Source organism: Ancylomarina sp., assembly GCF_041555295.1.
Taxonomy (GTDB): domain Bacteria; phylum Bacteroidota; class Bacteroidia; order Bacteroidales; family Marinifilaceae; genus Ancylomarina.
This window is the reverse complement of record NZ_JBFFKR010000157.1, coordinates 1-8,170: the sequence shown is the minus strand read 5'-3', so window position 1 is coordinate 8,170 and position 8,170 is coordinate 1. Positions and strand designations below refer to the sequence as shown.

Below are 8,170 nucleotides of genomic sequence, written 5' to 3'. Positions count from 1 at the left end.
TTTGGCATGGAAGAGTATGAAGTTGGAACCTAAAAAGCAGCAGAAATTTCAAAAGCATGCCTTTTCATTAACCTATCTCAATCATGCACTGCTATCTTATCTATCTGCATTAGGTGCTCATAAAAATACGACTAAGTATATTAGTAAAGAACAGCAGGATATGTTTTTGCAAATTGAAAAGGTTTTGGACAGAGCAATAAGAGCCTTAAACGAAAACGAACCTTGTGATCCATCCATTGGTCTTCACAGTTTTCTGGATGAATTGTCGACCTTACTCATCTCCTGCGAAAAAGGAGTAGAGCGCCAAAAACTCGTTTTAATCTACAATATTGCTGAGGTTAGTGAGCAGTTGCTTCGTGAGGCAAGCCAAATTGCTAAAGAAACTAAAGTTTTATACTGATTTTGTGAACTTGTAAACAAAAATGCTCTCTCATTACGAGAGGGCATTTGTTTTATTCACCTTCAATCTCGGCAACAAGTCTTAGTGCGTTATCGCGAAGTGGTTTGTGTTTGATAAACCAGATGATTATCCCGACAAGTATTGAGATAAGCATGATTCCTAAAAAGATTATCTGAATTGTAATGATATGGTTTTTCGCAAAGGAATTAATACTAAAGCCTGCATCCATGAAAATTATAGCAAGTATTACCCATAAACCTTTTAATTGGAATGGTTTATAACGGTTTGCGGCATTCTTTAACATGAGAAGTGTTGGTAATGCATAGTCGGCATTCTTGAAATCTTTTTGATAATTGCCCAATATCAGTGCAAATATTATAAACGAAATAATGAAGCAAAATCCAGCAAACAGATCATCGATTTCCTTAGTTATTAAGAATATTCCAATTGCGAGCAGAATATAAATTGGAATGTAAATCCAATAGATAATTTTAAGAAGTTTGAATAGTTTACCATATGTTTTATCCTCTTTTTGAAGCTTACCTACTAATTGGTCGAGATTGATATCGTTATTTTTTCTTTTAAAGTTCATAAGTAACCCCTCCTGTCAGTTTGGTTTTGAGCTGTGCTTTTATTCTATGGATTTTAACCTTTACATTAGGTTCGCTTATACCAATCACATCGGCAATATCTTTCATGCTGAGGCCTTCGAGCATTAGCGATATCAGAGCTTTGTCGATAACCGAGAGCATATTCAGTTCGCTTTGTAATAGATTAAACTGACTTTCCTCTTTTTGCTTGTCTTCCAAACCCTCGTCGTCGAGAATGGAGGAGAGGTTTTGCGTATCGGTGCTCACGATGAGTTTCATTTGCTTGTAGGTTTTACCCGTAAAGCTTAGCGAGGTATTTACAGCAACACGATAAACCCAAGTGCTGATAGCCGAATCGCCCCGGAAATTATCCAAGCTCTTCCAAATATTTACCAGCACTTCCTGATACATATCTTTCTGATCCTCGGTATTCGAATTGTAGTAGCGGCATATCCTCTGTATGCGATCACTATTTTCCGATAGTATCTGATTAAAATGCTCTTCTTTTTTCAATGTATAAGTTTTTGTTCTCGTCTATTTAGTAAGGGAAAATAAAGATAGTTACATTTTTAATTCACTTTTATTAAAATTTGATTTCACGCAAAGAGCGGAAAGTTTTTCGCAAAGCACACAAAGGTGAAATACCAGAATTGAACGTCATCCTGAACTAGTTTCAGGATCTCATAATTAATGTATAAAGATTTTGATCCCGATAATTCCGATAGCTATCAGAATCGGGACAGAAGGACGAATGTATTTATTGACGACTTCTTCATCTATGGGTTTCGACCTGCCTTGCTGAGGCCGAAATTTCCGCGCACTTGTGCAGAGGAATATCTGAAAATAGGGTTTAGTGCCCACCAGCCGCAGACTTGCCATCAGCTCTTTAAATAATTAAGTGCTGTTACTCCTTGTGAAAGTAGTAACAGCACTTATATTGTTAGTCTTGTATCGAAATCCTTTTAGAACTCCAATTCCATTGCAAAATCAACAGAAACCGTCTTTCCTCTTTGTGAACCTGGTTTCCAGTTTTCCATTCCACTTGCTATTTTTGTAGCAGCTTTCGCAACGATATCATTGCTTTTGTCAAGAATTTGAATGTTGCTTACTTCCCCTTTTTTATTAATTGTGAAGCCTACCGTTGCTTTACCATTTAGCTTTTTACCAAATTTATTCTGGAGCTTGCTTTTTTCTTTTTTTACATATTGCGATAAGCCGTAAAAGCCTTGCTTGTATTCTGGCATTTCTTCAACAATAAAGAAAGTAGGTTTATCCGAGTTTTTGTCAAATTCAGGAGCTGGTGGTGGAGGAGGAGGAACATCTCCGGCATTCATTAGATCTTTTGAATCAATTGATATGACTTCACGTTCCATCATGAAATCATGTTTCCATTTAGTAGGTGCAGTTGATTTCATAGAAATAGTGTTGACAACTGATTTATATCCAACATAGGACACAATTAAAACGAATTTACCTTCATTAGGAAGTTCAATTTTATAATTTCCATCTCTATCAGCAACAGTTCCAGTTGTGGTACCTCTAAGTATAACAGAAGCTCCAGGCATAGGATTTCCTTTGTCATCTTTTACTGTGCCTTTTACCTTAACAGGCGTATCCTTAGCTGATAACTTAATATCATTTACTGCTATTTGTATTTCTTTATCAGCTTTAACTTTGTATTCGGGTTTAGCAAAAGCCATTAATAGAAGTGCCAATACGGGTACTCCCCATATCATTCGAAACAATTTACGTTTCGCTGTTTTTTCTTTTGTCATCATTTTAAATCGGGTTAGGCCGAGGGACGAATTAAAGTGATTGGCCAAACCAATTACTTGTGTCCCCATTAGCCGGTTAATTAATAATGCCTGATACCTGACAGGTGAATGGCCCCGGGATAATACACCTTCGTCGGCCAGGTATTCATGGTTCCGTTTAATTGCTCGCTCAAAGAACCATATAAATGGGTTGAACCAGAAAAACACTGTTAACAGCTCTATAATGAACAGATCGATCCAATGACGCTCCTGAATGTGCACTTTTTCATGAGTTAATATGTCAACTATTTCGTCCTGCTGAAAATATTCAGGATTGATTAATATGCGATTGAAAAACGAAAAGGGTGAATTGAATACCTTGTTTTCGTGAATCAAACAATCGTAAATCTTTTTAGGTTTCGATTTGGTAATAATCAGTAATGGTTTTCTGCATTGTATCAGCAAGCGTAGCAATACAATCGCAGCTCCAATGCTATAAATTATGAGTAAAACACCAAATAAGCCCATGCCATTTGAGTTTTGTCCATTGGTGCTTGTGTTCGCAACATCACGATTAAAAACCCCGCTGTAATCACTCAAAGCGGGTGAGGAAGGAGCTGGTATCAATACTTGATATTGAACAGGAACCACTGCTAGTACGACTGAAATGAGTAGACTTATCAGCAAAAATAATCGATTCGCAGTAAAATGAGTCGATTGCCTTAAAAGCAGCCAATATAGGGCATAGAATACAGCTATACTGATTGATGCGCGAATTAATATTTCTAATAATACTTCCATCGTTCTAATTTTTTTCTTGATCTTTCTTCATTTCCTTTTCTGCTTCTTTCAGAACTTTTTCCAAATCGGAAATGTCCATATCGTTTTCTAATGCAAAAAAGCTAGCCATTTTAGGGAACGATCCGCCAAAGTAGTTTCCCAATAAAGAGCTGAACTGAAATTTGGTATACTCTGCTTTGCTTATGGCAGGCGTAAATAGTTTAGAGTTTCCAATTTTGCGATGCGAAACAAAACCCTTTTTTTCTAATACGATTAAAACTGTAGCAATAGTCGTATAAGCTGGTTTCGTGCCTTCAAATTCGGCAAGTATATCCTTAACAATAGCTTCGCGCAATTTCCAGATAATTTGCATGATTTGTTCTTCTGCTTTTGTCAATGATTTTAAGTCCATAGAGTTTTTGATTATTAATTTACACTCCAAATGTAATCGTTTATTTTTAAATCATACTATGTTTATAGTAACTATTACTATAAATATAGTAATAGTTACTATGTATGTAGTATTCGGATTGTTTTAAGGCTGCTAAATGTCATGTTTGTAGTCTTTTGTCCTAGTACTTGTTTTTTTTCGCTCAAGCCGCCGGGCTTCTACTTTTCTCTTTGATGAGAAAAGTAGACAAAAGAATCAAGTCAGTCTGATCCTTGTTTTCTCTTTGTGGTTGACTCAGTAGCACGCCTCACGGCAGACTGACAAAGCCCGCACAAAACTCCAAGGTCGAAAAGCTTCAGAGTTGAGAGTCTCCCCTTTGGTTCCTGAGCGGAGTCGAAGGATGGTGGAGATGGCTTTAGCCTCGAAAGTTTTCGGAAAGAGAGGTGTTATCTTTTTCCTGTAATGAGAGCAATAGCCAACATGCCCACATTTTACTATATTTGTTTTTCAATAAAAACTGATAAAAATGAAGTATAGCTTATTAGCCATCATCTGTGCCTTTTTAGTTTCTTGCTCAAGTGGGCCTGAGAAAGATTTCTCACTTATAAATGAGATTCAAATTACTGATTATATAAAGACAAATAAGCTGGAGGCTACAAAGTGTGAGTCTGGTTTATATTATACCGTCGATGAGGCAGGAGAAGGCGCACAGCCCACAAGTGCATCAACTGTGCAGGTAGCCTACAAAGGCTATTATTTAAATGGAGAAGTTTTCGACGAGAGTAGTGAGAGAGGTATTTCATTTCCACTGAAAGGTGTTATAAGAGGATGGACCGAAGGCATTACTTATTTTAAAGAAGGCGGAAAAGGAACGCTTTTGGTTCCTGCTCATTTGGGCTATGGAAATTACGATACTAGAGGAATTCCAGGTGGTTCGGTCTTGATTTTCGATGTGCATTTAATATCTGTTAAGAAGTAATATACGCTACCTAATAAAAGCAAGAAAGTATGCCAGTTCTCGAAGCCAATCAAGTTATAGAAAGAGTGTCTCAGTACATCGATTTATCTGTTATTCCTTTTGGAAAGGATAAACGTACGGTCGTTCGTGTGGATACCCGCCAGCCAATGTATGGTGGTAATGGCGTTGTTTACCTTTTGCAAATGTTCGATGCCGATGAGTTGATCAATAACCGAATTGGTTGCTTTATGGTTTTTCTGAATAAGCACGATCAGGCTGGATTTCACGATCACGGACCAAGAGGCGAAGAGGAGCTTTATGTGGTGATGCATGGCGAAGGTGAGTATGCCGATAAGGCCGGCGCTGATGGCGAAGTAAGAACCCACAAAATAACCAAAGGAAACATCACGGCAGTCAGTAATGATGGTTTTCACTCGGTTCAGAATACGAGCAATGAACCACTCATTATTTTTGTGATTACAACCAACAAGGCATAGAGCAACAGCTTTAATTAAATACAGTAAGGAATCCGAAAGGGTTCCTTTTTTTTGTTCTCATCTTGCTTTGCGTCCTGCATTCTCCCCTTCAGGGGAGATAAAGAGGGGTGTTTTGCTTTATTATTTATCCTTGATAAAATGGAACAAACAGTTCCTCTTCTTTCTCCTTACTTTTCCTTGATGAAAAGTAACAAAAATCAACGGCTGCAGCAATCGGTGACCCATCACGATTTTAAGTCTAAACAGACTGAACTCGTTCGTGCCTCACTCAGACAGCATTCTGTTTTTAACGACTTCTTTATCTATGGGTGCCCCACCTGCTTTGCTGAGGCCGACTTATCGTAGCACTAAAGCAAATGAGTGATTTTATGTTTTGCGTTTGACGCGTGATTGTAGTAATATTGTTATCAATAATTTAGTTGAGCTGTTGGGAGAGGGGAAATGTTGAAACAAAATACTGACGAATTTATTTAACCCAAAAAACTTGAAATGATTAACCCTAAAGAATACCCATTAGTTTACTTGCAAACAATTCAATCTGTTTTCACCCAGATAAGAAACATTGTTGAAAAACATAGCAGCCTTATTAATATTGAAAAAGATCATGATTTTGAAATAAAAATTGTAGATATGGATCCGGCATCTACTTTCGAGTTTTGTATCTCAAAACCCGAATATAAGCAGAATAAAGTTCTTTTTCTTTTAAACCGGATACCGTATCAAACCAATAATCTTGAACCACATAAAGGTCAGATGTTTGCTGAGCAGATAACAAGACACCTCCAAACTTGGATAGGTTTAATTAGGCAATACAATAATATTCAAATCTCCCCTGAGGATAAAATCTTAAAGGCTTATGAAGATGAGTTCTTTGATAATTTTAAACTTGTTGATGAAGACGCCAATGAAAAGCCTTATGAAGTTGGGAAGCAATTAATGCTTGCAGAATTTCTTGATTCAGCAATTGTTGCTTTAAGTAATCATGATACTGTTCATGAGGATTTAATTATTGAAGCAAGAGAAATAAAGGAAGAACTTCCAAACCTCACAAAGCAAGCTACAGTTAAAAGACTTAGCAGATTTTTTGCACTTGTCCGTAAAAAAGGAGTTGAATTTTTAAAGTCCCTAATCATTGCAGCTAAAGATGAAGCCATTAAGCAAGTTGTAAGTGGAGGATTTGACTTAGTAAAAGGAATACTTTAAAAATTCATCAATATTAATCCCCCGCTAGTGCGAGCTTGTAGCTCGTACTCTGAGAAACAGAAATAGACACAAAATATAAAACCCAAGCCCATTCAAGCTTGGGTTTTCTCATGAAAAAACGTTTACGATAGCATTTAAGGCTGAAAAGTGCGCGTAATTTCGGTGCAGTGTGCTTTTAAGGCTGAAAAGGTTCTTACACCGCTGTGTAGAGGTAAATTGTAGCTAAAAAGCAGACTACCCCGAGAGGTAATCTGCTTTTAATGCTGAAAAGGCGTTTACATCGCTGTGTAATGGTGAATAGTAGCTGAAAAGGTCATTACCCCGTTTTGTAATGCCGATTTAATGCTGAAAAGTTCATTACACCGTTTTTTTCCATGCTTTTCACATTAGCCCAGTGGCGAGTGTTTCTTAGACCTTATGCTGTGGTTGTTTCTGTAACAAGCTCTTCTTTTTTAGGCTTCGGTGTTTTAGGAAACAAGCGGTTGGCATATAGCTTACCAAATAGTTTAGTGGCATCAAGAAAATTAAATTCATATTGTCTTATCACACCCTCTTGTGCCATTGCCTCGTCAGCCAAAGCTATTTTTTCATCGGTAATAGCCTGTTGGTATGCTGTTAAAGCTGTTCTTGTACCAGCAATAGCAGTAGTGAGTGGTGCTAATTGGGCTAACATGATATTGCCTTCCTCAAAAATATTGAAACGCAATAAAAGCTGATCAGCCGCATCGGGTTCTTTACCAAGTGAGGCATTGGTAATTGTGGTTGTTTTACCATCGGGAAATAAATCGGTGTAAATACCACGCCCCACATTCTTACGATCGTATTGCTTGGCAGCGTCCGAAATATCGCGAACCACATCGTCGAGTATGGTATCTTTTAATACCACATTGTCGTAAGCTCTGCCTTTGTTTTCAAGGGCAGTAAGGCTCAATGATTTCTTCTCTTTTAGATTGTTGATAACTGGTTGTATAGCGGTAGCTAGATGTTCGGCTCCAGGCACTTGTTTGCACAAGCTTTGGTGTCTGCCTGCATTGCTTAAAATTGATTCACTCGACATGCGAGTACTTAGCATTCTTGCCATTGTTTTATGATTTTGGGTTAGTTCTAATCCGCTTATGCGGATCTTTTTGAAATTTAATTTGGGTTTGTCAGCGGTCTTGGTTTAGTTTCAATATGTTTAACTGTTGTTTTTGTGTAGTCGTTTTATGTGAATTTTAGATTTAACTTTATTTCCTATTTTTATGATCGACAATGAAATTATAAATAAATTCGGACTTAACACTATATATGTGTGTAATAATGTCTGATATGCTTGTGCGTAGGCTTTTGTGGTTCACGTTAATGTATGAAGTTAAAATGCTTTGATTCCCTGTGTTTGCAGTCTATTGCATGTTATGTAAGCTTATTGTGACATTCTGTTACAGGCATTGAAATAAAATATCAGAAAAAAATAAATTAAAAAATAACGAGATATGTAAAGCTGAATTTTCGAAGTTTTATAACTTAGATCTGAATTTTAAAATCACGAACTGTATTTCTTTTTGATAAGCAGTGTGGGCTAGGTGTAGAGCTCAAAAAAATAAGCGTATGAGCAAGA

At 37.1% G+C, this 8,170-nt stretch carries 9 protein-coding genes; 4 read left to right on the top strand and 5 right to left on the bottom strand.

Going from position 1 to position 8,170, the window contains the following annotated elements:
* The coding region (locus ABY905_RS11245) for a hypothetical protein (RefSeq protein ID WP_372643781.1) at positions 1–400 on the top strand (400 nt) is incomplete at its 5' end.
* Positions 401–452: 52 nt separating this feature from the next.
* On the opposite strand, the gene ABY905_RS11240 is transcribed toward ABY905_RS11245, so the two are convergent.
* From ABY905_RS11240 to ABY905_RS11225, 4 genes are all read right to left on the bottom strand, one after another.
* Positions 453–992: a hypothetical protein gene (locus ABY905_RS11240; RefSeq protein ID WP_372643779.1), complete on the bottom strand. Its 540-nt coding sequence runs from the start codon at positions 990–992 to the stop codon at positions 453–455.
* Positions 982–1,503 (bottom strand): RNA polymerase sigma factor, encoded by a 522-nt coding sequence (locus ABY905_RS11235; RefSeq protein WP_372643776.1) that lies wholly within the window; start codon positions 1,501–1,503, stop codon positions 982–984. The genes ABY905_RS11240 and ABY905_RS11235 overlap by 11 nt, the downstream gene beginning before the upstream one ends.
* A gap of 449 nt (positions 1,504–1,952) precedes the next feature.
* Positions 1,953–3,545: a carboxypeptidase-like regulatory domain-containing protein gene (locus tag ABY905_RS11230; RefSeq protein ID WP_372643772.1), complete on the bottom strand. Its 1,593-nt coding sequence runs from the start codon at positions 3,543–3,545 to the stop codon at positions 1,953–1,955.
* Between the two features lie 4 nt (positions 3,546–3,549).
* Positions 3,550–3,936, bottom strand: a complete 387-nt coding sequence (locus ABY905_RS11225; RefSeq protein WP_372643769.1) for a BlaI/MecI/CopY family transcriptional regulator — start codon at positions 3,934–3,936, stop codon at positions 3,550–3,552.
* A gap of 505 nt (positions 3,937–4,441) precedes the next feature.
* Here ABY905_RS11225 and ABY905_RS11220 point away from each other — a divergent pair.
* From ABY905_RS11220 to ABY905_RS11210, 3 genes are all read left to right on the top strand, one after another.
* Positions 4,442–4,894, top strand: coding sequence for an FKBP-type peptidyl-prolyl cis-trans isomerase (locus tag ABY905_RS11220; RefSeq protein WP_372643767.1), 453 nt, complete (start codon positions 4,442–4,444; stop codon positions 4,892–4,894).
* Positions 4,895–4,923: 29 nt separating this feature from the next.
* A complete protein-coding gene (locus ABY905_RS11215) occupies positions 4,924–5,370 on the top strand; it encodes a hypothetical protein (protein ID WP_372643765.1) in 447 nt (148 codons plus the stop codon).
* 489 nt (positions 5,371–5,859) lie between these two features.
* On the top strand, positions 5,860–6,573 hold the full coding sequence (locus tag ABY905_RS11210) for a hypothetical protein (protein ID WP_372643762.1): 714 nt from the start codon (positions 5,860–5,862) through the stop codon (positions 6,571–6,573).
* Between the two features lie 415 nt (positions 6,574–6,988).
* Here ABY905_RS11210 and ABY905_RS11205 read toward each other — a convergent pair whose 3' ends face one another.
* Entirely contained in the window at positions 6,989–7,654 is a 666-nt protein-coding gene (locus ABY905_RS11205) for a hypothetical protein (RefSeq protein ID WP_372643760.1), read from the bottom strand.
* Positions 7,655–8,170: the final 516 nt, after the last annotated feature.

What these genes read in the sequence shown, in the direction of transcription:
- ABY905_RS11240 (WP_372643779.1), bottom strand. Translation starts at nt 992, where the DNA reads ATGAACTTTAAAAGAAAAAATAACGATATCAATCTCGACCAATTAGTA.
- ABY905_RS11230 (WP_372643772.1), bottom strand. Translation starts at nt 3,545, where the DNA reads ATGGAAGTATTATTAGAAATATTAATTCGCGCATCAATCAGTATAGCT.
- ABY905_RS11225 (WP_372643769.1), bottom strand. Translation starts at nt 3,936, where the DNA reads ATGGACTTAAAATCATTGACAAAAGCAGAAGAACAAATCATGCAAATT.
- ABY905_RS11220 (WP_372643767.1), top strand. Translation starts at nt 4,442, where the DNA reads ATGAAGTATAGCTTATTAGCCATCATCTGTGCCTTTTTAGTTTCTTGC.
- ABY905_RS11215 (WP_372643765.1), top strand. Translation starts at nt 4,924, where the DNA reads ATGCCAGTTCTCGAAGCCAATCAAGTTATAGAAAGAGTGTCTCAGTAC.
- ABY905_RS11210 (WP_372643762.1), top strand. Translation starts at nt 5,860, where the DNA reads ATGATTAACCCTAAAGAATACCCATTAGTTTACTTGCAAACAATTCAA.
- ABY905_RS11205 (WP_372643760.1), bottom strand. Translation starts at nt 7,654, where the DNA reads ATGGCAAGAATGCTAAGTACTCGCATGTCGAGTGAATCAATTTTAAGC.